The following is a 22,079-nucleotide window of genomic DNA, read 5'->3' as shown; positions in this document are numbered from 1 at the left end:
ATGTCGAACGAGCCCACTGCTATCAACTATCCCCAGTGCACGCCTCCATGTGTCAAGAGGCTCCCTACACTGGCCCGCCCCGGACCCGCATACAGGCTGCTCGCAGCCCCCGGAGCGCCCTCATGAAAGAGCCGGCGGGTCACTGGCGGAGTTCTAACGTCACGTGCACCGACAGCCGCGGGGGCACGCGTTGCTCGACATGAACCACCGACGCACTCAGTGATGAGCGTTGCCACAGCGCGCAAACACGGCCAATACGACACAGCAAACCGGGGGCAGGTACTCACGGGCATCGAAGCGGTGCGCTGACGTTACTGCACGCGATCGGTCAGGATTCGGATTCATCGCACCTCGTCCGCATTTGCCAGGGCATTGGGCGCACTACTCCGACAGGAGAACCAATCGGGTGCCAGAGTTCAGCCGCACCGCTCAGGCATCCAGAATTCAAGGCGAGCCAAGAACTGTCGCGATCAAGCCACCAGCAGGATCACCTTGCAGCCATGCGCAGGCAACTCCTGATCCAAGTGATCTTTTTGAGCCAAGTCACTGTTAGTCCTGGCCACGCAGATGAATGGCATGTGAACATGTATGAAGCCAGAGGCACATGCCGCACGAAGCTATAGGCCACCTTCCCTACTAGGAAGGATTGCACGAGCGCAAGTCACGAAATCGCAGACCTGCCCGTTACCGCATATCCCTCAGCGTAGCGCTATCCGCCCGTTCGCAAAGTTGCCGAACCCTGACACGGAAAAACAATTCCGACCCATCCGCCCATCTTCAAATAGAGATACCGGTGCTCGCGTTTCGAAATCTTTAACCTGCATAGCTCCCTTCAATCAGTCCCCGCATAAAAATTATCACCACCTTGTCCTCTAGAGGTCGACCAGACGACGAGTCCGCTTCTTCTATCCGGCACCGCAGTAACGACTAAGCGGTTTGCATCGGAGCGCCTATCGCCACGGGTAGCACTTTTGCCGATCTAATTATTCCTATGGATAGAGAGAAGTAACCCGCCTCGCATCAAACAAATCCCACATGAGAGGGTGGCGTTTCATAATGAATATTCTAGCCCTGCTTCATAGCCCTAGGCCGTCAGGGAATGACACAACGATCCGCAGGATCACCTCACACTTGGCAGCCGGTGGGCATGGTGTCACTCTGATGAATGCAAGCGACGGCATCGAACATCTGCACAAGGTGGCGAGATTAAATGAGATCGACCTAATAATTGGCACTCATGCACTGTTCAGCGGTAGATATGTGCTTGAGGCTGGACTGCCTTATCTCCTCATATTCGCTGGAACCGATCTCAATGAGTTCTCGCTGGACGAGGCAAGCCTTTCGGTCATGACATCAGCAGTGGAAGGTTCGGCTGGCTTGATCGTTCTCAACGAGGACTTTCAAATTCGATGTACCGAGCTCTGGCCACATGTCCGCGAGAAGCTACACAAGATCCCCCAAGCGATCTGGACTAAGCCTTCCGCTTTTTCATTGCGGGAAAACTTGGGGCTTCCTACGGATGCCAAATTAATCTTGCTGCCTTCCGGCCTGCGCCCAATAAAGGACCCACTGTATTCATTCAGGGCCATTAACGCCTGGCACGAGCAAGATCCTCGCATTCACCTCGTAATTGCAGGAACGAGCTACGACGAAGACTTTGAAGGAATCGTGATGCGACGCATCGCCTCAAGCAAGGGAATACACTACGCAGGGGCCATACTTCCTGAAAACCTCCATGCATCCATGTGCGAGGCAACCGCATTGATCAATACATCGATCAGCGAGTGCAGCCCGAACTCAGTCCTAGAGGCGATGGAATTGCAGTGCCCTGTCATTGTCCGCGACATCCCTGGCAACACGTGTGTCGTACAAAATGAGAGCACGGGTTTGGTGTTTTCCACTCCGGATGAGCTTAGAGAGCAGGGGCAGCGACTGCTCGATGACAAGATGCTAGCGCAAGAGTTGGGGCGCAACGGGCTCGAGTTCGTTAGTAAATTCCATAATCTCAACGATGAGCGTGCCGCATACTTAACCCTCATCGAATCCCTTGGCACCTACCCCTCCAGCTGTCTCAAAGGAAGAGCTCCGATGCGAGAGCGGATGATCGAATTAAACGATGTCGTCATCTGCGCGGAGATGTTCGGCAACCCTGAGGATCCAGCTGTCCTGTTAATCGCTGGGGCATCAGATTCGATGCTCTTCTGGGATAGCGAATTCTGTTCCAGAATGGCCGGCGGCGGACGTTACGTCATACGTTATGACCACCGAGACACGGGGCGTTCAACTGCATATCCACCAGGCCAGCCGCCATATACACTCCGGAATCTCGCTGCCGATGCCACAGCACTACTCAACTGCCTTAACGTAACCACCGCACATCTCGTCGGTGTCTCGATGGGAGGAATGATTGTCCAGATTGCGGCGCTCATGTCTCCTGAGGTCGTCAATTCGCTGACACTGTTTTCCTCGAGTCCCGGTGACCTTAATCCCGAAGAGCCGGATCTTCCTTCCCCGACACTAAGAGTAAGCATCGCGCTCGATGACATAGTCGAGCCCGACTGGGCTGACAAGGGCTCGGTAGTCGATTACCTAGTGGCAGTTCAGCGTTGCCTCGCAAGCGACACGCGAGAGTTTGACGATGCAGGCAAGCGCAGCCTCGCACGCGATGTCTTTGACCGCTCCGATGGAAAAATTCGATCCATGAGAAACCACAATTCTATCGAGTGGGGTGATCCATGGCGCGGGCGACTGGCAGAGATAACAGCACCCACCCTGATTATTCACGGCAAACGCGATCAGGTGAATCAGGTGCCTCACGCAGAGGCCCTAGCTCGAGGGATTCCTCAGTCCAAGATGCTTCTACTGAAAGACGCCGGCCATGAGTTGGCCCCCGCCGACTGGGGTCAGGTGCTCACTGCAATTCTTCAACATACGTCTTGAAGCGAGCTGTGTTCCACTCAAGACTGAACCGCGCGTCCTAGGGAATGCGAATACTTGCAAGCGTCACTGCTTGCCCTGAGCGTGAATTTTACGATCGGAGAAGGCGATGTATGACTATGTAATCGTCGGTGGCGGTTCAGCTGGCTGCGTCTTGGCTGCTCGGCTGAGCGAAGATCCCGAGGTCTCGGTGTGTTTGGTCGAAGCGGGTCCTCGGGACGATCACGCAGACATCCACGTACCGATTCGGTTTCCAGAATTCTTTCAAACTCAGTACGACTGGGCCTATCGTTCGGAGCAAGAGAAATTCTGCGAAGGCCGTCAGATAGCGCTTCCGCGGGGTCGGGTGCTAGGTGGATCGAGTTCGATTAATGCCATGATCTACAGTCGGGGCCATCGGTCGCACTATGACCAGTGGGGCAACCTAAACTGGAGTTTCGATACGCTGCTTCCTTACTTCAAGCGTGCGGAGAATAACGAGCGCGGCGCCTCTTATTATCACGGAAACGATGGACCCCTCCCTGTTTGCGAGAGCCGATCCAAGAACCTCATCTCAGCAGCTTTTATTGAGGCTGCAATAGAAGCTGGACACCCTGCCAATGATGATTTTAACGGTGCCATTCAGGACGGTTTCGGATTTTATCAGCTAACCCAGCGAGACGGCAGGCGCTGCAGTGCCGCTACGGCGTATCTCCAACCTGCACTTAAACGTAAGAACCTTACGGTCAAGACAGACTTTATGGTGCATCGAGTCTCGTTGGAGGGCAGCACGGCAACGGGAGTCACGGGCGTGGGTCGTGATGGGGCTGTCACCATACAGGCAGCCCGTGAAGTGATTATCTGCGCTGGCGCATATAACTCGCCCCAGCTCCTGATGTTGTCCGGTATAGGAGCAGCAGAACACCTCAAGGACCAGGGAATTCCGGTTCTCGTAGATAACCCTGAGGTCGGGCAGAACCTCAGCGACCATCCGCATGCCCTTCTCGTATTTACTCATCCAGAGAAGGTGAGTCTCCTCATAGCTGCGGAGCCTCGATACGGTAAGCAGTTTACCGAGGAGCACAATGGTCCGTTGACCTCAAATATTTCTGAGGCTGGAGGGTTCATTCGTTCACATCCCAATTTGCCCGCTCCTGATCTACAGTTTCATGTTGCGCCTACCATGTTCGCAGACGGTGGCCTTACAACTAAACATCATGCAATTTCCTTCGGTGCCGACATACTCGAGGTAAAGAGTCGAGGAGAAGTTACTCTCACTTCGCATGACCCCACGGCGAATCCGCGAATTCAGCACAACTATTTCTCGGAGCCGGAGGATATGGAGCTTGCAGTCGCAAGCCTAAGAATGTCGCTCCACTTCTCAGAGCAGAAAGCCTTGTCGAAGTATGTCAAGACGCCGGTGGAAGTGCCGGCATCGGACTCCGATAAGGATCTTCGCGCTTATATTCGCAGCTACTCGTCTACGGCTTTCCACCCGGCTGGAACATGCTCCATCGGAACCGTCGTTGATGATGAACTCCGAGTGCTCGGAACGGAGCGTCTGCGAGTTGTCGACGCGTCGGTTATGCCAACGATATTCTGCAATCCCAACGCTCCGACAATAGCGATCGCGGAAAGGGCGGCAGATCTTATTCGGGGGATTGTGCCACTAGAAGTTATCTGACTCCATAGAGGAAGATCCAGAAGAACAATAATGATCTAGGTAGTGGAGGCTGACCGTGGCAGATCTCAAAGGTAAGTCGTGTGTCGTAACTGGAGCAGCAAAGGGTCTAGGTCGGGCGACCGCAATATTCTTCGCTCAATCGGGTGCTCTCGTCACCGCAACCGACATAGACGAAGCCGGGCTGCGCGATTTGCGCGAAATGTTGACCGCCGGCGGGCATCAAATCGAGACGGTTGCTGGCGACATCGCCGAGGTGGCTGACGTGCGCCGCATGATTGGTGCGGCCGTCGAACGATTCGGATGTATTGACGTCCTGGTAGCCAATGCGGGCGTCATACCGATGATGAATGCCATCGAGGCGACGGCCGAAGACTGGGACCACGTAATGCGAATCGATGGTCGTGGAACCTTCTTGACATGCAAGTATGCAATCGCGGAAATGCTTAAGACTGGTGGAGGGTCGATTGTCTGCGTATCCTCGATTTCCGGTATCGCTGGCCAGGCGGGTCAGGCCACATATGGTCCTGCGAAGTTCGTTTCATCCGGATTGACCAAGCATCTTGCTATTGAGTGGGCGGCACAAGGTATTCGTGTTAATGCGGTGGCGCCGAGTACGACTCGCACTGAATGGGTTCGTCAGATGGAAGAGGATTCATCTGGAGCAGAACTCCTTGCAGATGTCAAAAGAATCCATCCCATGCGCCGCCTGGGTGAGCCTCAAGAGGTCGCCGAAGCAATTGCCTTCCTTGCCTCGGATGCTGCCTCTTTCATCACAGGAGTAGTTCTTCCCGTAGACGGTGGGTACCTGGCTCAGTGATCAGGGATCCCGCTTTCGCGTGCCGTTGAGATGCCATAGCAGGTACCCGTTCTCGTACAGGGTTCTGCGTTGGTAGGGAAAGTCACTCGTGTAGCGGAATTCCTGCTTAATCCGTCAATAAAACTGTCCGCACTGCGCCCTATATTCTGAAGGCATTGGGAGTCGAACCATGAGCAAACGGATTCTCCTCACCGTACAGCCAGTCGAATCGCACGTACGGGCAATTTCCGAAGTTGCCAGATTGCTGGAAAATCAAGGACACGCCGTAAGAATCGCTGCCCCTCAAGAATTTGGGCAGCGCCTTATGCGTACCTACGGATTCTCTCACGTTCCTGCAGGGATAGATTGGGCTGCAGATCCCATCGTTGGGGATCTGCTGTCGTCTGTGCTCGTAAACAGCGGAAACAAGAAATTCGTCGACACTCTTTTGACAGAGTACCTAGCAGGCCCCTCCGCATTGCGAATGGCACGTGATGTGATCGGCATCATCGACGAATGGCGCCCCAATCTGATTCTCCGAGACTGTACTGAACTTGGTGGGTACCTTGCAGCAATAAAGTGCAACATCCCTCAAGTGAGCTTGGACAACGGTTTCATACGTCTCATGACCACCAATAGGGAATCCCTACTGCCGGCCCTCGGGAAGTTCCGCGCAGAGCTCGGAATTGCTGATTCTGAACCGAGTCGTGCCAGCGGCACTGTTCTTACACCTGCACCGCCCGAACTTTTGCTGCACGACCTGCCGGATATTTCTGTTCAGGCATACCGGCATGAGAACTCCAGGCGTCTCGGAGAGAGGCTTCCTGCCTGGATGGCAAAGATTCCAACGGACCGGCCTCTGATATACGTGTCCCTGGGGTCGATCATTACGTGTGCATCTGGTCTTTCAGAGGTGGCGGTTGAGTGGTATAGGCGCATCATTGCTGCGCTGAGTAGGATTCACTGCAATGCAGTTGTCTCAGTAGGCCGCAAGAATGTGGGGAGGTTCGACGCCCCACCGCACATCACTGTGACGGCGTTTGCCCCACAGCCCCTGCTGCTGCAGGCAGGAGTCGCACTCTTCATTACACACGGTGGTTTCGGATCACTCAAGGAATCTTTGAACGCGAATGTGCCAATGGCAATCGCACCTATTTGTAGCGACCAACCTGACAATGCGCGACGTTGTGAAGAGTTGAACATGAGCTTAACTCTGGAACCAACAGATACGCCGGATGAGATTGAGACTACAGTTCGCAAGATGCTTAGTGATCAAAGTTTCAGAGAAAACACTATAGCTTGGCAACGCAAAGCTCTGGCGTTGCCTCCTCTTGGCTCGGTATTGGATCGCATCCTAAGTTGCTGCTGAGCAGTGATGCCTTTTTAGCTGTTCTTGATAACGAACTAATATGCTGACCCTGTCCATCTGAGAGGCCTCAGGAGAAGAGGGTCGGCACGGTACGGGATCTTGACCAGCCCAGCAGAACCGGGGGCCGCCCTCCAAGTACTCCCCAAGCATTGAGGGCGGCCACGGTTGAATTTCCCCGTCTGGTTCAATAGGACGGGACTAGCTGTCCTGAGATCACCTCTGCCTGACTTTTTATGATCCAGTCGAGGGAGATCCGATGGCAAACTGCGCTTACGGGTTCCGAATTCTGCTGATACACGGCGAGTGCTGCGCGTGAGAGTTCCTTGGGGAGGTCATCCATAATATCCCTGCTCACTGGGAACACTTTAAGATCACGGCTGAATCGACGAGGTGCGTCTTCCCCATGCCAAACTGTGGCGTCCAGGTCCCCGCGCTCAAACAGCTTGTTCATGAGTGGATAGGATGCGTAGATGTATTCGACCCGCTTCCGCGCAAAAACTTGACGGCAGATTACTTCCTGATCCATGGAGCGTGGATCAATAGCTACTCGGAGTCCCGTGCTGTCGAGGCTAGCGTCACGTCGCAGGAGAATGCAGTACTTCCCTGTGTACGTCTGAGTTCCAAGATCTCCCATCAGTTTGATCGGAAGCTCCTGGGAACTCCTGTCAAATGCCAAGCGGGACATTGCAATGAGATCTAGCCTACGATCTACGAGCGCGTTAACTCTAGAATGCGAACCCTGTATAAATGTGAGGTTGAGTGGGATTCCCGACTGCTGAAACGCGCGCCTGAGCCCTGTCGCCAGACCTTCACTTTGGAGCCCTGATGGCATTGGCATTGCTGCTGTTACCGCCCCCAGTCCCGCTACCTTCCACAGTAGGGAAATGTCGGCCCGCACCAGATAGGTTCCTAGGTGGCCACGTGCCTCAGTTTCGATAGCGCCGCATTCTTCGAGGAGCGAAAATGCCGCCTGAACCGTCCCGTTCCCGCATTTCAGCCGCCCTGCGTAATCGCGAATTCGGCCGATCCGGTCCCCCTCGTTGCGACGTAATAGGAAAAGTGCGAGTGTCTGCGCCACTCGGCCACTTCTAGTAAGCAGGGGGGAATCAACGGAAGTCATGCTTGAACTGTACCCTCGAGGTTCTCTGTGATGGGAAGTCGGGTGTCCGGCTGCTCGCAGTCGGCCTAGAACCCAGTCGCGAACAGCCCGACTGCCGTTGGTACGCGCGGGCCGGCGCCAATGAGGCACCTGTGACGACACGCCGGGTGTGGTTTTCCCCATGAGCCAGTGAGCCGTTTCCAACCTGACGGGCGGTCGGACTGGCGGCCCCGGGAGCGAGGCATGAAGAATGCCCCTTCGGCCGGATACACGGACCGGATCGACAAGGCCGCGGGCGTAGCCGCGCTCAACATCACCTGCGCCAAGGACCTGTGGGAGCGCACCAGTCATGCCGATTACGGTGGCGATTCGTTCGATGTTGCCAACCGGCGCAAGCTCGCAGATGCACAGGCCCAGGGCGGTCTGATCGAGATCAAGCTGACAAGGACACATCTCGTGGACTACCTCGGAGAACTGGAGCAGGACATCAGGGGAGGTTTTTCGCGAACAGGAACGACGCACCGATGGCACGGCGCATGTATGCCGCCATCGCTCCGGTGGTTGACCGCATTCAGAAAGGCGTTCCTCCCAGGGAGGTTCCGCAGGCGGTGGTCAATAACGCGTCCGTCTCGGCCGGGCCGACGTCCCCGAGCAGCACCTGAACCTGCCGGGCTCCGACACCGGCGGCCTCTTCTCGGTCTCCAGCAAAAAGGAGCCGCGGCTCTGTCGGAGGACCTGCGGATGGTCTTGGCACCGGTCGACCTGCCCGAGCCGGCCGCCCGGTCTATGGGCGGCGACACGGCCGGGACGCTGATCGCATGACCACCCGAGCAGAACAGGGGCGACGTCTCACGCCAAGCCCTGGCAGCCATCCGGAGGCGGGTACGAGAGCGGCGCTACCCGCGCGGCTCTACGCAGCGACGACCTCGAGCCGCTCCGGGCTGGATGTAAGCAGTGCTCCGTCACCCGACCGAGTGGAAGTTGAGCGTGGATCCCCAACGGCTCGGATCAGGCGGCCAGAATCCCGACTACGTGTGTAGTGCGACATGCGGCGCGCAAACCAAGACGGAGACCACCGCCATGAACAGTGCCCATGATCGGGCCGTACTCGTCGGGCCGTTGTCCTTGCCCTCACCGAAAGCCTGGACCTGACCAATGAGCAGGCCGTGGCGCTGGCCGTTCTCCTCGCCCAGCAGGAACCGGCGCGGCCGACCACTCCAGACGTGCCCGGGGAGACCGACGAGTCTGAGGGCGGCGCACGGCTGACAGACGAGGAGCTCGACTCCGTCGTACGCCGCCTCATAGCCACGCACAAGCCGGATACGTACCGGCAGATGCGTGCGACATTCCGTGCTTCCAAGCACCCCGCAGGGGAGGAACGCCTGCGTGCCGCCTGGGACCGCATCACCGCCGCAGACCCGTCATCCCCTACGGAAGGTTGACTGCCAAGAAGGCATCGGCCGCACAGGGGAAGACGAACGCCGTCGGACATGCGCCCAAGAGACCTTCACGTGTCTCCGGCCAGAACGGAGCGACCTGATCAACCACACGGAAGGAAGCGGCAGTTCGCGCTCTGCCAGCCGTCCGGACGGGTAGCTACGCTGCCGGGTATGTCGAAGCATCGTCAGTGGCCAGGCCCGAAGGGGCAGTCGTACGTTGCCGCACCGGAACTCCCGTCGTACGATCGGCCGCCGAGTTCGTCGCCCTGCAGGTGGGACCTCGCCGGGTCGGTGGCCGCTACGACCACGGGGACACCGACAGCGAGTACGAGGTCCTCGCTATCGACCGCGGCCCGCGCCTGGACTGGCAGTCCTGGCAGATCACCGTTCGGGGCGAGGACGGCCAGGTCCGCGACCACTGCACCGGCTGGGACCCCGCACGGACCGCGTCGTCTCATCTCAAGCCGGGCAACGTGCTGCTCGGCGCCGCCGGTCACCCGATGTCTGGGGAACTTGCTGTACTGAAGCCCGCGCCGGGGCAGTAGCCTCCCGTCCGCAGGATCCGAGGATGCCGCTCTACGAGCGTCGGGCGGCCCCTGACCATGCCACACCCATATGTCGCGCCCGGAGGGGCATCATGGGATGCGAAGCCCGTCCGTCGCCTACGCACGTCGACCGGACGGGCCGGACCACCGGCAGCCCCTGGTGGGCCCCGACCTGACGGTACGGGCTCATTGCGGCCATCCGCCTGCGCAGAAGTTGTCGTTTTCTGCCAGAGCCCGGTAGGTCACTCCTTCCCAGCCGTTGGGACGGTCGGCGAGCCGGGTCTCGGCTTCGGCGGCCAGGTAGGCGTGTACCGGCTCCTTGCCACCGGCCTGCAACAGGCTGGTGAGCTGTCGCCGGATGCCGGCCAGGGTGCGGTTGGCCTGAGCTGCGAACCGCTCAGCAAGCCGGAACCGCTCGAAGTGATGCCGGGTTCTCTGCGCAAGTACTTGCTCCCACGACCTCGGGGGACTGACGAAGAACTCGAGCCAGAGTGGACTGGAATCCACGATCCTCGCCTCGAGCCATCGGTCCTGGTCTATGCGGTCCAGATAGGGGTGCAGCAGCGTTGTCTCCGCGCTCGACGGCACCCTCTCGCCCTTGGCATGGTTGCACTCGGCACACGCTGGCACGAGATTGAGCGGATCCACACACAGCGCCGGGAACAGCTTCTTCGGCAGGAAGTGGTCCAGCGTGGTCACGGTGCCGTGGCCGCACAGAGGACACCTCTCGTGCAATGGGGCCCGCATCAGGTGGTCGTAGATACGACGGCCCTTCCCGTCGACCATGCCGTTCTTGTAGACCCACCGCACAGCATCGTCAGCGCCGATCCCCGGCACAGGGAAGTGCTCGCTCCGCAGATCGTGCAGAGCACCCTCCTGTGCGGCGTCACGAAAGCGCGTCCCGGCGTCCTCGACGCTCGTCCCGGCGGCAACGAGCAGTTCGCGGCGTTGCGGGTCACGGGTATTGCTTACACACGTGTCGAAGCTGAGGCGCGCGGACACGGCGGGTGGTTCGAGCGGCCACATCAGCGGCGTTCCCGGTAGGCCAGGAGGATCCGGACCAGCCCTTTGGCCTCACCGCCGAGCTGACCACGGAAACGGGCCAGGACCTCCTCGTAGGAGCCGCATTCCCTCACCGCCTTCTCGATCTCGGCCTGGACGCCGGATTGGGCGACCTCCAAGCCAAAGACCTCATGCGTAAGGATGCCGACGTTCTCCCCGTAGGTTTCGATCTCCGGCCGCACGGGCTGGCTGCCGTGAGCCCAGTGGCTGATCTTCCAGACGCACGAGCGCGGCACCTCCTGCAGGACCACCGGCGAGTGCGTGGCGACCACAGCGACCCCGTTGCGGTCGGTGAGAAGATCCGACACTGCCCTGACGAACGACGCCAGCAGGGGCGGATGGAGGTGTGCCTCGGGTTCGTCCAAGAGCACCAGGGACGCCTCGGCGACCGTTTCCACCAGCCGTGTGATGGTCAGCAGGACGATTGCGTGCCCCGAACTCAGAGAGGTGAAGAGCATCTCCGTAGTCGCCTCGTCTTCCTTCCGGAACCCCCCACGTTCCCGTAGATCCCGTGCAAAAGGATGGACGGGTGACTGGTTGAAGTGCGGGTCGCTCCGCAGTCTGTCCAGCGCGGCGATCCACCGGTCGACGCGGCCAGCAGCCACGACCTCCGCCACGCTCTTGCCGAACTCCTTGCTCAGGTCCTCATAGGATTTGCGTTCACGTGTCGGGCGGCCGAACTCGTCGACCTTGGCGAGCCCCACGTACCAATAGGCAACCGAGGGCCTGCGGCCCAGGCTTGGTCCACGTCTGCCGCCGGGCACATTCTGAGGATCCCAGCCCTTCAGCTCGGCCTGGACGTCCTCGCCATCGTCGGACTCGGTACGTTCCTCCTGGGCGGGATCGAAGGCGCTGAAGGCCACCGAGACCACGTTGACGAACGTTCCGGGCGCGGCCCTGGACCACTCGATTCTCCCCACGTCAGCGCCGTGCCCTTCAGGGGCCACTACCGAGCTGGTGAGGTCGCCGAGCAGGGTCGTTTTCCCTGCGCCGTTTCGGCCGATCAGGACGTGTACGTTCGTCGGAGGAGTGGAGTTGGGCCGAACAGCGAAGGACAGACGCCAAGGCTCCGACGCGATTTCCTCGCACGGAGGGGCGGGCGCGACGTACGAGAAGTCGTAGTCCGTGAACTGCAACCCCCCCCAGGCGATACGCCGGAACTGGACCCCGACTGTCTGGGGCGTGACCGCGTGAAGCAAGGACGCGTGAGTGACGTCCCACATCATCGCCTGATCGAACAGGCCCTCGTCGTAGGCGATGTCGCACAGCCCGTCCAGGACTTCCGCACGCAGCATCGGGCCGAGCGCCCGGATGTTGCCGTAGTAGCTGTCATTCTGGCCCACCGAGAACCAGTACAAGCGGCGGTCGTGCCCCGGTCCCAACGAGTCGAAGTTCCCGGCCTCAAGGGGCCGTTCCCCCCGGATGAGGTCGGCATAGCCGATCTTGACCAGACCCAGCTCGCGGTCTGCTCCCGCACCATCCCGGAACCACAATCGATACAGCGTGCAGTACTCATCACCCTGCGTCTGCGACACCGGCGCCGGCACCAGGACACACCCACGATCACCACCCCGCAGATGCTCGTCCTCCCGTAGCACGGTGAACCGCACGGACCCCTCCTGTCGCAGACTGCACTGCCCCGGATGCCTCCACCGAAGAGGCATGGACGCGACGACCCAGCGAGTGGGCCGTCAACGCACTGAAGGGTATGACCACGCGTCGGCTCTGGGCAGCCGACGATCCTCCGACGCGATCCTGCGGCAGCGACCAGTACATCCGGACCGCGGCAGAGCCGTGCCAGACCGACCCCGGCCAGGCCCCTGGCTCTGCAGCAGTGCGCTACTGCACCGGGTACGGCCGATCTCCGCCGAAGGCTAGGCGATTCAGCTCGGTGATGGTCTGACGGCGGCCGTCGCTGTGGCTGCGGCCCCATTTGAGGTTGGAGTAGTACACGAACTGACCCGTGGTGGGTTCGAGGAAGTCGATGGTGCAGCCCATGCCGGAGCGGGTGTGGCCGCACAGGCAGGTGCAGTTCTTGTGATCGATCCTCCAGCCCAACCCGGTGGGACCGTCGCCGAGGAGGCGGGCGAGTTCGGGACACGGCGGGCCGTCGGTGGTCTCCAGCCGGAAGGATCCGCCGACCGAGTTCCAGGCGTCGGTGCCGTTGAACGGCCCCGTGCCGGCGGTCGCCCGGATGCGTCGCAGCAGAGGAGAGAAGAGCAACGCCGGTTCGAAGGGGGAGCGCACGGCCGCGGTGTACGCAGCCCGTTCCGTGAGTGTCCAGTCCCGCTTGATCTGGAGCAGGCCGTAGTCGGTGTCGAGCCGCTCTGCGATCCGATCCCACCAGCGCGGGTTGAAGCCCGTCAGCAGAACCCGGGCCGGCGTGCCGGGACGGTGCAGCATGATGCCGCCGCCCTCGCGGCGGTAGCGGAGGCCGGCCACCCCCGCGACACAGTCCTGGGGGTGGTCGCTCTCCACATCGTTCAGACGGGGGAGGAGGAATTCGGCCCAGTGGTGCACGACGTACGGCTCGTTGAGGAGCCTGAGGGTGAGCTGCTCCTCCTCCGGATGTACCTGGACGATGCCCAGGGGGTGTTCAGAGAGCCCGCCGATCTTGCAGCAGGCGAGGAAGACCGCAGCCTCCAGCTGCGCCTGTTCCGGGTGGCGTGCTGCGGGAATGGCGAGCGCCTGACCGCCGTCGCTGAGAAGCGGGTGCAGAGCTTGGTGGGACTCTCCAGTGCTGCGGCGGCGGTCTTCGGTGAGGGCCAGAGTGGCCTGAGGCATCGTGGTCGCTGTTCCGCGCCAAACCGGCCCCCGGCGGCGAGCGCTTTGTGAGGTGGGTCGGCAAATGTCGTACGGATGGTGATGCTTCTGGCCGGTCCTCGGCGAAAGGGTGCGGGGGCGTCTTCCATCGCGCGGCCGGGCGTTCACGAGCCCGGACACATCGAAGCCCGCAGCGAGGCGGCGGTGCAAGGCGCCACAGCAGCCGTGACCCGAATGGGTGAGAGATGCCCGCTCCGGCAGTGGTCAGTGAGGCGGCTCGAGAAGGTCCACGGTGGACAGGCCGGTTTCGCCGTTGACGAGTCGGAGGGCGACTTCGGCGCGGGCGGCGAGGTCGAGCGGGTCGAGCTCTTCGGTGTAGGAGGCGTGGACGATGCGGTCGAGGCCGGCGCCCAGAAGGGGCGCGGCTGTCCGCAGGGAGGCGTCCAGGGCTACGCCTTGGGTGGCTCCGCCGTGGAGGATGATGTTGCGGGTGCGGTAGAGGCGGCGCATGGCGATGCGGAACGCGTGGTTGACCTCGGCGAGCTGCTTGCCGGGATCCTGTACGAGTGCGGCCATTCGCTGGGCGGCCGCAGTGTCGGTGTACTTCAGGGCGAGAGCTTCGGGCCCCCCGGCGCGCAGAGCGTCGGCGACGAGACGGGCGCGTTCTCGGTTGGCGGTACAGGCCGCGACGGCCTCGGAGAGGGCGTCCGGCTGTGCGGGCTGGTGGCGGTGGGCCAGCGTGGTCAGCTCGGCGCGAGGCCAGGAGCAGGCGATGATCGCTGCCATCCGGTCGGCGGCGACGGCCTTCCCGGACCGTTCTCCGTCGCCCCGGGGGTCGTCGGGGTGGACAAGGAGGGACTCGACAGCTGCCCAGCCGCTGGCGACGGCGGGCGCGAGGGCGCCGCGGTTGCTGACGGCAGCCAGTTCGAGGGCGTCGTCGATGCGCGCTCGGCTGTCGACCTTGTAAAGGTGGCCCTCGTAGACGAGGGAGAGGACATCGACGCCGCGGGCCGGGGGTTCAAGCGGTACGGGGGTGTCGTACCCGGCGACCCAGATGAACGGCAGCGGCAGTACGCCTCCGCGGCGGCCGCGCAGGAACTCCGAGCGGGCCGTCATGCGGTCTAGGAGCTGGCGGGCCTGGTCGGCCGCACCGAGGGGATCGAGCGCCTGGAGCTGATAGACGAAGCCCCCGCCGGTACGGAAGCCAGCGGTGTTGTGGCCGTGTTCGCGGAGCCAGGCGCCGACCTTGCCCTTGTCGAGCCAGTTCGGCAGCGCCTCTGCGAGTTCGCGGTGAGGGACCTTGTCAAGGGCCACTAGGACGTCGAAGGTCTGCGGGCGGGCGCGGGCGAGTTCTGCCGCGCTCTCGGCAATGTCGGTGGGCGTCACGCGGGCGGCCTTGAGACCGCGTGCCCAGTCGCGCAGGTGGAGGCCGCTGTAGCCGAGGTCCAGGAGGTGGGCGGCCACGGTCCGGGAGAACCGCTCTGGCTTGACCCGCTTCGCTTCCTCGATGCCGATCGCCGTCACCCACCGGTCCAGGTAGCCGGGGCGAAGGTGCCCGATGACCTCCTTGAGCCGGCGCCGCTCCGGGCTGGGGTCGAGGAGGGGCTTGCTGCTATTTATGGCCACTGCCCCTCTTTTCTTTTGGTGCGCACGCCGACCGGCGTGCGCACCATTTGTTTTGCCGGGCCCTGGTGCCAGCGGGCCGCGCGACGACGGCTCCGCACCAGCTCCTGGTCCGGGGCCTCGTGCTTGCACACGCTGTCAGCAGCCGTCTGCTCCTGCTCTCCTGTTCGCCACCGTCCTCGGGCCGGCACCACCAGCACAGGCCACCGAGCGCTGGCTGGAGTGCGCCACCCACGTACTGCTGTACCGCCTCACCTACCGCATCGACGACCAGGTCCTCGCCCTCGGCCCCTGCCCCGACCCCGCGCACCGGCTCCAGCACCGGTGGTACGAGGAACTCCGCAAAGAACTGCGCCACTGGTGAACCGCAGGCCCGCCGGGGTACTGGGCCCACGAGGCCCATGATGGGCACGATCGTGGTCCTGGGGGTACTGCGCCAAGCGAAAACCTCTGCTGTTGGACAAACGTTGTACGCTCGGAGTATGAGTGTTGGATTCCGTCCTACACGTGAGGACACCGAGATAATCCGAGCCCATCAGCGCCCCGACGAGTCGACCTCCGACGTATTGCGCCGGGCGCTGCGTGCGCTCGACCGTGACCGGTGGGACCAGCAGGCCCGCGAGGACATGGAGCGGATCGCCGCGAGTGGTGAGAATCTCGCCGACGAGCCGGACGAGTGGGGGTACGACGAGGACGGCAGTGCGGTGGATCTCCGTGGTGCCGACACCGGACTCGACATCGGGTCCGGTCACGTCGAGTTCGTCGGTGGGATGCCCGCAGCAGCGGATACCAGGACACGGTGGGACGACATCGTTCCGGACATGTTCCGCAGGCACTCCGCCGGGCCGGACCGCGCCGCACTCCCTCCTGAGGGTGTCAGGAGTCGGGAACATTTCATGGCTGGCCTTGCAGGCGCTGACCTGCCCAGCGCCGTCCGACTGCTCTGCACGGGAGAGGCGGAGGGCAGCGCAGAGACAGCACTGCGCGGCATTGAGGCCTTGCTGTCCATGGCTGTCACCGCGCAGGACGAGGGACATCCTGCATCCGGGAGGCTGGCGCACCTGCGGACGATCTCCCGCCGGCGGGCAGGCAGGCGGTGATCCGGGGTTCCGTCTACCGAGTTGACTTCGGGGACAGGAAGCGCGGGCACGAGCAAGGCGGCAGGCGGTACGGCATTGCTCTCAGCGATGCCCCTGACACGTGGACGACGGTGATCATCGTGCCCACGTCGACCAGCGCACAGAACGCCGTGTTCCGCCCCAGGCTGGTGATCGCCGGGAAGGAAACGGTCGTTCTGACCGACCAGATCCGCACAGTCGACAAGCAGTATGTTCTCGGGGATCGGGTTGACCACCTGACGGGTACGGACATGGCAGAGGTCGAGTTCGCGCTCGGAAGACTGCTGGGGCTTCGCATCAATCTCAACTACTAGGTCCGGGGTCGAGCCCGAGCGATCCGCAGAGAGCGGTCCCCTTCGTCCGGGGGCGGTACGGTGCCCGCCGGTCGCGATACCGTAGGGGCTCGATGACCGTGTCTTTTCATGATCTGGCAGGAGTGCCCGCGTGCCCGAGGACCCCATCGCCCACAGCGAGCTCGCTGCCCTGACCCGGCGTTTTGAAGAGGTCGCGGCACAGAACGACCGCGAGTTCGGGATCATCAAGTCCGACCTCACCGCGGTGCGCCTCCAGATCGGCAACCTCGACCAGAAGGTCGAAGCGCTCGACAAGAAGATCGACCGCAATCAGGCCCAGATCATCGAGCTGCTCACTCAGCTCGTGGGACAGCGCCCCGACGCCGACTGATTTCACCGGGCCCGGCGCCCGGCCCGTACATGGCGGTGGCCCCGACCAGACATGGTCGGGGCCATCCGTGCGTCCAGGGGTCAGTTTCCGGCGCGCAGGTGTTCCTGCCGGGCCTGGACGAGGCCGCGCCACGAGGAGCGGACGTGGTCTTCGCTCGTGGTCCAGCGGATGGCCGACGGCTCCGGCAGGGGAAGGGCGGCCATGAAGTGGGCGATGTCGGTGAAGTAGGCGAAGTCGCCGGTGGCGGTCAGCGCTCGCAGCCGGTCGATGGTGGCGGCCAGGTCCCGGTGTTCGCCGCGGACGGCGTGGTGGAAGGCGAGGGCGAGCTCCACGAACCGGTGGAGGAAAGGAAGCCCGGCGTTCTCGACGTCGCGGTGCAGGTTGTGAGCCCGGTCGAGGACGTTGCTGGTTCCGGCGTCCTTGATCAGGGCCACGACCTGGGCGAGGAGGGTGTTGGAGCGCTGGTCGAGACCGTCGAGGAGCTGGTGGGCGAGAGCGAGCTCGTCGTCGGCGCGGGCGGGGTCGGCGAAGGAGACGGCGAGGGCGAGGCGGACCTGCATCATGGCGCGCTCGCCGGCGGCGCCGTGCTGCTCGGCTTCGGCCCGGCCGGCTTCGAAGGCGGTGACGGCCTGGGCGGTGTCGGCCTGGGACCAGTGGATGTCGCCGAGGACGCGGTGGTGGCGGCCCTTCCAGCCCAGCGCTGGGACCGCGGCCAGCGCGGTGGGGAAGTCGCCGGCCAGGCGGGCCAGGTTGGCCAGGCCGCGCAGGGCCCGGGGCGCGTACCGGCCACCCGAGTCGGCGACCTGCTGCATCCCGGTACGGGCGGCATCGTTGAGGCTGAGGTCCTTGTACGCCTTGGCCCGGTAGTACAGGCCCATCTCGGCGAGCTCAGTGGGCAGCAGGCCGCTGTCGAGAACGGCGGTGAGCCGGTCGGCGGTGCGCTGGCGGTGTTCGTGCTGGCGGCGGGCGATCGTTGTGAGGAGTTCGGCCAGGGCGTCGGCGGGTGTGTCGGACGCCGGTTCGGTGCTGGTGTCGGTGGGCAGGGCGAGGGGCTCCCAGACGGAGTCGTCGGTGTAGGCGTGGGCGGCGGCGGTGAGCCAGCCCAGGTCGGTGAGGCGGTGGTCGCGGGCCAGGCGCAGGCCTTGGCGCAAGCACGCGACGAGGAGCAGCCGGCTGGGGCCGAGCGTGGTGGCGGTGGTCCACTGCTCGCCGAGGGCGGCCAGGGCGCGGGCGGCGGCCTGGTGCCAGTCCGCCGGCGTCCAGCGGTCGTCGCTGTGCTGGTCGTCGCGGACGGCGCTGCGGATCGCACGGTGCAGGTGGTAGGGCCACAGGGCGTACGGGTTCTCGTTGACCAGGGGCCGCTCGGTCAGGCGCCGGGCCGGCGCCTGCTGGGCGAGGCCGGCGGTGCGGGTGGCCAGGTTGAGGTCGAAGGCATCCAACAGGGCGACGCTGCGCAGCAGGTGGCGTTCTTCGGGGGTGAGGTCGGACAGGGCGCGGGCCAACAGCGCGGGGAAGGTGCAGTCGAAGTCGGCCGGGGTGGGGGTGCGGCCGCTGCGGCGGATCTCCAGGAAGCGGGAGACGGCGAGGTCGAGGTGGAGGGGCAGGCCGTGGGAGCGTGCGGTGATCGCGGCCCGGATGTCGGCGCTGATGAGGGGTTGGCCGTCTTGGACCAGGCGGCGGGCGAGGTGGGTCTCGCAGTCCTCAGGTGAGAGGTCGCCGATCAGAAACTGCCGGGCGCCAGAGCCGGCTGTCCGCGGCTGCGGGACCGTCAGGGAGGCGGAGGAGGAGACCAGGCCGGGCCAGGCGGCGGGGCCGGTCCAGTCGAGCTGGCCGTGCAGCGCGGGGTCCGCCCACGGCAGCCGGCTGCGGCCGCCGATGACGAAGAAGGTGCCGGGCATGAGCCAGACCAGGCGCTGCAGCAGCCGCTCGAAGTCCCGGTGGCGGTCGGCGGTGTCCTCGAAGGTGTCCAGCAGGACCACCGGCACGATGCGCGTCTTTGCGGGCAGTTGGCTCAGGTCCCAGGCCAGCAGGTGCGGGTAGTAGGACAGCGCCTCCAGGTCAGGGGTGGCTTCCAGCAGCGCTGCCGTCCGCGTGGCGCCGGCCAGGGCCTGGGCGCGTTCGTGGCGTTCGCGCAGCGCGTTCACCAGCGCTGAGGTGAGCTGTCCGGCGGCCGAGCCGACCAGGCCGGGCAGCGCCAGAGCCGCGGCGACCTCCCCCACTCCGGCCTGCAATTGCTGGGGCAGCATCTCCGCGAACTTCCCGGCCAGACCGGACCGCCGGATGTACTCGTCCAGCGGCTCACCTGGGTGCACGTGCTCCCAGTAGTTCCGCAGCGCCACGTCGAAGGACGGCATCGGCCTGCCCAGGGCCCCGGCGAGCGCGAGGCGGATCGTCAGGATGACGCGCTCGAAGTCCGAGCCGGTCGACGCGGCTCTCGACAGGTCGATCCGGATGGGTAGCACCCGGTCCGTCCAGGTGGGAGCGCCCCACTGCTCGGGGCGGTGCTCGGCTGCAGTGAGCGCGGCCTCGATCTTGCGGAGCAGCGTCGACTTTCCGACGCCGCCCACCCCGTGGAAGACGAGAACGTTGGTACGGGGAGCTTCGAGGTCCTCCACGGCGAAGGCCGGGCCGGTGGTGCGGCGCAGGTGTTCCTCCAGCGCGGCGGCCACCAGGACCCACTGGCTGTTGCGGTCGGTGAACGCCTCCGAGACATCAAACGCCGACGGGTCGTTGGAGCTGAACAGCGCACGCAGGTTGTCGGCCATGGTCCCCCCACAGGTGATCGTCTGGGCCCAACTTATGCCGCCCGGTGGTCCCTGGGGGACACTCCGGTCAGCGCGTCCGGTGCCCCGCCAGCGGTGGACTGGATATCGGCCACGGCCGACAATGATCCTTTTGTCATTCCTGTGAAGGTTGGTTCCCGTGCACGATCCGGCATCCCCCTCCAGCTCCTCCGAACCTACCGACGAGGCCGGCCCGCGGGCCCCCGCTGACGTGGTGGAGGAGGTGATGGCCTGGTACACCCGGGAGCTCCTGGCCGGGCGCCGCGCGGCCCGCCCCGACCCGGAGCGGATGAAACACCTCCTCGCCCGGCACCAGGAGTGCGCGCGCGACAGGGAGCGCCTGGAGGAAGCCGACGGGGAGGAGACAGCGCGTATTACCGCTCTCTACACGGCCCGCCTCCTGGAGCTGGAGGCCACCGGCCCGTAGTCGGCTCCATCGCGGGCCCGGGGACGAGGGAGAGCGGCGACGCCGGGACCGGTAAGACACCGCGGCTGAAGGTGAGCGGGCATCAGTGCCCGCGCCAGGCGGGCGATCTGCTCAAGATCGTGGCGATACTGCGGCAGCTCGGCCCGCAGGCGGCGCTGGAGGGCCCAGAAGCGTGCCGCCTCCTGGGAGGTGTAGGGGCGGGCCTGCTCGGCGCGCAGTACATCTGCGGCCCTTGTCGGCCGCGCCCAGGAGCCCTGAAGGGTGGAGTCATTGCGGTAGAGGACGGTGCCGTCGCGCCCCCACACCATGACCGAGTCGGCCACCGCTTCCTGTTCCGCTGCGGCAACCGCTTCGGCGAGTACTGCGAAGTGGTAGTCGTGCCCCTGCCCGGTGGTGAACCGCCCACTACCGCCCAGCCGGTTCACATCCGCGCAGCGCACCGCGGTGCCCTGCCGGGAGTCCGCCGCCCGTACGGCCAGCACCACCACCTCCACCTGGTAGCCCGCCCGCCGGTAGGCCATCACTCCCTCCACGAAACCGGCCGCGCTGCCGGGGGCGACCTCGATCACCACATCCCCGCGCCGCTCCCGTACGGCCGCCTCGGCCATGGCCTGCCAGGCCCGGTAGTCCGCCCGGATCCGCTCACCTGCCGTACGCGGCTCTTCGCGCAGCAGGTCGTAGTAGTCCGGGTGCGACGCCTTGAAGGAGTCACCGCTGATCTGGGTGGGCCGTCCGCGCAGCGCCCGGCGCAGTACCCGGGCTGCGGTGGTCTTGCCGGAGCCGGGCTGGCCCACCACGTACACCGCGACCGGCCGCTCCTGCGGAGTGATGTTCTTCAGGAGAACCGGGGCGATCAGCACGTCGAAGATCCAGCGGTGCTCCTCGGCGGAGAGCCGGTGGTAGTCGACGCCCGGCGCCTGGCGGCGGGCCTGCGCACCGCGCCGCACCGGCTCGGCCAGCGCGGCTGCACGCTCGCTGTCGCGCCGTACCGCGAGCGCCCAGTCCTCGGGCAGCCTCGGATCGTGCGCACGTCGGTCGGCGTCGGCGAGCTGGCGGCGGAAGGCGCCGGTCTCCGCCGCGTTCCACGGGCGTAACCGCTCGGCCAGCAGTGCCTCGGGCGCACCGGCCGGCCGATGCCAGTGGCCTGCGGGCGTGAGCTCATTGGTGTACAGGACTTCACCGCCGCGGCGTACGACGAGGACCCGGTCGGCCAGGTGCCCGGCCTCGATGTCCGCGAGGGCCATGGGCAGCGCGGCCGCGCAGGCGTCGTGGTTGTCCCACCCCACGTACCGGGCCCGGCCCTCCTCGGCCTGGCGCAGGTAGCGGTCCAGCACACCGAGTTGGGAGACCGCCTCCGGCACGGCCAGGGCCACCACCTCCACGCGGTAGCCCGCCGCACGGTAGACGGCAAGCGTGGCCAGCCACCCGGCCGCATCGGCCACGGCTTCCTCCACCACCACGTCGCACCTGGTGGCGCGGGCCTGGGCTTCGGCCTCGGCCTGCCAGCGGTAGGTTTCCGGCCGCACCCGAACCCCAGCCGTACGCACGTCCTCGGCCAGGTATCCCTGATAGTCCGGATGAACCGCCTTGTAGGCGTCCCGTTCCACCCGGACCGCACCGCCGCGCTGTTCGAGGGCGGCGTGCACCAGGTCCATCACCCACGTCTTGCCGCTGCCGGCCTGCCCGGCCACGAACACCACCACCGGGCGCTCCCGGGAGACCACGACCCGAACCGCGCACTGGGATATCGCCGGCGCGCAGCCCCCTTGGC

Annotated in this window: 18 protein-coding genes; 11 read left to right on the top strand and 7 right to left on the bottom strand. The window is 64.1% G+C overall.

Going from position 1 to position 22,079, the window contains the following annotated elements:
- Positions 1 to 1,161 precede the first annotated feature (1,161 nt).
- The 4 genes from OG251_RS35755 (at position 1,162) to OG251_RS35740 (ending at position 6,765) form a co-directional block, all read left to right on the top strand.
- Positions 1,162 to 2,940, top strand: coding sequence for an alpha/beta fold hydrolase (locus OG251_RS35755; protein ID WP_326680992.1), 1,779 nt, complete (start codon positions 1,162 to 1,164; stop codon positions 2,938 to 2,940).
- Between the two features lie 106 nt (positions 2,941 to 3,046).
- Positions 3,047 to 4,600, top strand: coding sequence for a GMC family oxidoreductase (locus tag OG251_RS35750; RefSeq protein ID WP_326680991.1), 1,554 nt, complete (start codon positions 3,047 to 3,049; stop codon positions 4,598 to 4,600).
- Positions 4,601 to 4,655: 55 nt separating this feature from the next.
- On the top strand, positions 4,656 to 5,417 hold the full coding sequence (locus OG251_RS35745) for an SDR family NAD(P)-dependent oxidoreductase (RefSeq protein ID WP_326680990.1): 762 nt from the start codon (positions 4,656 to 4,658) through the stop codon (positions 5,415 to 5,417).
- 169 nt (positions 5,418 to 5,586) lie between these two features.
- A complete protein-coding gene (locus OG251_RS35740; RefSeq protein WP_326680989.1) occupies positions 5,587 to 6,765 on the top strand; it encodes a glycosyltransferase in 1,179 nt (392 codons plus the stop codon).
- Between the two features lie 184 nt (positions 6,766 to 6,949).
- Here OG251_RS35740 and OG251_RS35735 read toward each other — a convergent pair whose 3' ends face one another.
- Positions 6,950 to 7,843, bottom strand: coding sequence for a YhfZ family protein (locus OG251_RS35735; RefSeq protein WP_326680988.1), 894 nt, complete (start codon positions 7,841 to 7,843; stop codon positions 6,950 to 6,952).
- Between the two features lie 264 nt (positions 7,844 to 8,107).
- Between OG251_RS35735 and OG251_RS35730 the strand changes: the two genes are divergently transcribed.
- Positions 8,108 to 8,686 carry a hypothetical protein gene (locus OG251_RS35730; protein ID WP_326680987.1) on the top strand — a complete coding sequence of 193 codons (579 nt, stop codon included), beginning with the start codon at positions 8,108 to 8,110 and terminating at the stop codon, positions 8,684 to 8,686.
- An 805-nt stretch (positions 8,687 to 9,491) separates the two neighbouring features.
- Complete coding sequence (locus OG251_RS35725; protein WP_326680986.1) at positions 9,492 to 9,848, top strand: hypothetical protein; 357 nt, start codon at positions 9,492 to 9,494, stop codon at positions 9,846 to 9,848.
- Between the two features lie 186 nt (positions 9,849 to 10,034).
- Here OG251_RS35725 and OG251_RS35720 read toward each other — a convergent pair whose 3' ends face one another.
- The 4 genes from OG251_RS35720 to OG251_RS35705 all read right to left on the bottom strand — a co-directional run bounded on the left by OG251_RS35720 (position 10,035) and on the right by OG251_RS35705 (position 15,299).
- The gene (locus tag OG251_RS35720; protein WP_326680985.1) at positions 10,035 to 10,874 is read right to left on the bottom strand and encodes an HNH endonuclease; all 840 of its coding nucleotides are present in this window, start codon (positions 10,872 to 10,874) and stop codon (positions 10,035 to 10,037) included.
- Complete coding sequence (locus OG251_RS35715) at positions 10,874 to 12,520, bottom strand: ATP-binding protein (protein WP_326680984.1); 1,647 nt, start codon at positions 12,518 to 12,520, stop codon at positions 10,874 to 10,876. Before OG251_RS35715 ends, OG251_RS35720 begins: the two co-directional genes overlap by 1 nt.
- 229 nt (positions 12,521 to 12,749) lie before the next feature.
- Positions 12,750 to 13,694 (bottom strand): hypothetical protein, encoded by a 945-nt coding sequence (locus OG251_RS35710; protein ID WP_326680983.1) that lies wholly within the window; start codon positions 13,692 to 13,694, stop codon positions 12,750 to 12,752.
- 243 nt (positions 13,695 to 13,937) lie between these two features.
- On the bottom strand, positions 13,938 to 15,299 hold the full coding sequence (locus OG251_RS35705; protein ID WP_326680982.1) for a hypothetical protein: 1,362 nt from the start codon (positions 15,297 to 15,299) through the stop codon (positions 13,938 to 13,940).
- A gap of 52 nt (positions 15,300 to 15,351) precedes the next feature.
- On the opposite strand from OG251_RS35705, the gene OG251_RS35700 reads away from it, so the two are divergent.
- The 4 genes from OG251_RS35700 to OG251_RS35685 all read left to right on the top strand — a co-directional run bounded on the left by OG251_RS35700 (position 15,352) and on the right by OG251_RS35685 (position 17,098).
- Positions 15,352 to 15,660, top strand: coding sequence for a hypothetical protein (locus OG251_RS35700; RefSeq protein WP_326680981.1), 309 nt, complete (start codon positions 15,352 to 15,354; stop codon positions 15,658 to 15,660).
- 262 nt (positions 15,661 to 15,922) lie between these two features.
- Complete coding sequence (locus tag OG251_RS35695; protein WP_326680980.1) at positions 15,923 to 16,396, top strand: hypothetical protein; 474 nt, start codon at positions 15,923 to 15,925, stop codon at positions 16,394 to 16,396.
- Positions 16,393 to 16,728 carry a type II toxin-antitoxin system PemK/MazF family toxin gene (locus OG251_RS35690; protein WP_326680979.1) on the top strand — a complete coding sequence of 112 codons (336 nt, stop codon included), beginning with the start codon at positions 16,393 to 16,395 and terminating at the stop codon, positions 16,726 to 16,728. The genes OG251_RS35695 and OG251_RS35690 overlap by 4 nt, the downstream gene beginning before the upstream one ends.
- A gap of 130 nt (positions 16,729 to 16,858) precedes the next feature.
- Complete coding sequence (locus OG251_RS35685) at positions 16,859 to 17,098, top strand: hypothetical protein (RefSeq protein ID WP_326680978.1); 240 nt, start codon at positions 16,859 to 16,861, stop codon at positions 17,096 to 17,098.
- An 80-nt stretch (positions 17,099 to 17,178) separates the two neighbouring features.
- On the opposite strand, the gene OG251_RS35680 is transcribed toward OG251_RS35685, so the two are convergent.
- Positions 17,179 to 19,863, bottom strand: a complete 2,685-nt coding sequence (locus OG251_RS35680; protein WP_326680977.1) for an ATP/GTP-binding protein — start codon at positions 19,861 to 19,863, stop codon at positions 17,179 to 17,181.
- Positions 19,864 to 20,020: 157 nt separating this feature from the next.
- Between OG251_RS35680 and OG251_RS35675 the strand changes: the two genes are divergently transcribed.
- Positions 20,021 to 20,308, top strand: a complete 288-nt coding sequence (locus OG251_RS35675) for a hypothetical protein (RefSeq protein WP_326680976.1) — start codon at positions 20,021 to 20,023, stop codon at positions 20,306 to 20,308.
- Here OG251_RS35675 and OG251_RS35670 read toward each other — a convergent pair.
- Positions 20,266 to 22,056: a zeta toxin family protein gene (locus tag OG251_RS35670; protein WP_442818442.1), complete on the bottom strand. Its 1,791-nt coding sequence runs from the start codon at positions 22,054 to 22,056 to the stop codon at positions 20,266 to 20,268. The two genes, OG251_RS35675 and OG251_RS35670, sit on opposite strands and share 43 nt — an antisense overlap.
- Positions 22,057 to 22,079: the final 23 nt, after the last annotated feature.

The sequence above is a fragment of the Streptomyces sp. NBC_01237 genome, assembly GCF_035917275.1.
Lineage (GTDB): Bacteria > Actinomycetota > Actinomycetes > Streptomycetales > Streptomycetaceae > Streptomyces.
The sequence above is the reverse complement of the archived record's forward strand: the minus strand, read 5'-3'. Positions and strand labels throughout refer to the sequence as shown.

What these genes read in the sequence shown, in the direction of transcription:
- OG251_RS35720 (WP_326680985.1), bottom strand. Translation starts at nt 10,874, where the DNA reads ATGTGGCCGCTCGAACCACCCGCCGTGTCCGCGCGCCTCAGCTTCGAC.
- OG251_RS35755 (WP_326680992.1), top strand. Translation starts at nt 1,162, where the DNA reads ATGAATGCAAGCGACGGCATCGAACATCTGCACAAGGTGGCGAGATTA.
- OG251_RS35740 (WP_326680989.1), top strand. Translation starts at nt 5,587, where the DNA reads ATGAGCAAACGGATTCTCCTCACCGTACAGCCAGTCGAATCGCACGTA.
- OG251_RS35750 (WP_326680991.1), top strand. Translation starts at nt 3,047, where the DNA reads ATGTATGACTATGTAATCGTCGGTGGCGGTTCAGCTGGCTGCGTCTTG.
- OG251_RS35695 (WP_326680980.1), top strand. Translation starts at nt 15,923, where the DNA reads ATGGAGCGGATCGCCGCGAGTGGTGAGAATCTCGCCGACGAGCCGGAC.
- OG251_RS35710 (WP_326680983.1), bottom strand. Translation starts at nt 13,694, where the DNA reads ATGCCTCAGGCCACTCTGGCCCTCACCGAAGACCGCCGCCGCAGCACT.
- OG251_RS35680 (WP_326680977.1), bottom strand. Translation starts at nt 19,863, where the DNA reads ATGGCCGACAACCTGCGTGCGCTGTTCAGCTCCAACGACCCGTCGGCG.
- OG251_RS35730 (WP_326680987.1), top strand. Translation starts at nt 8,108, where the DNA reads ATGAAGAATGCCCCTTCGGCCGGATACACGGACCGGATCGACAAGGCC.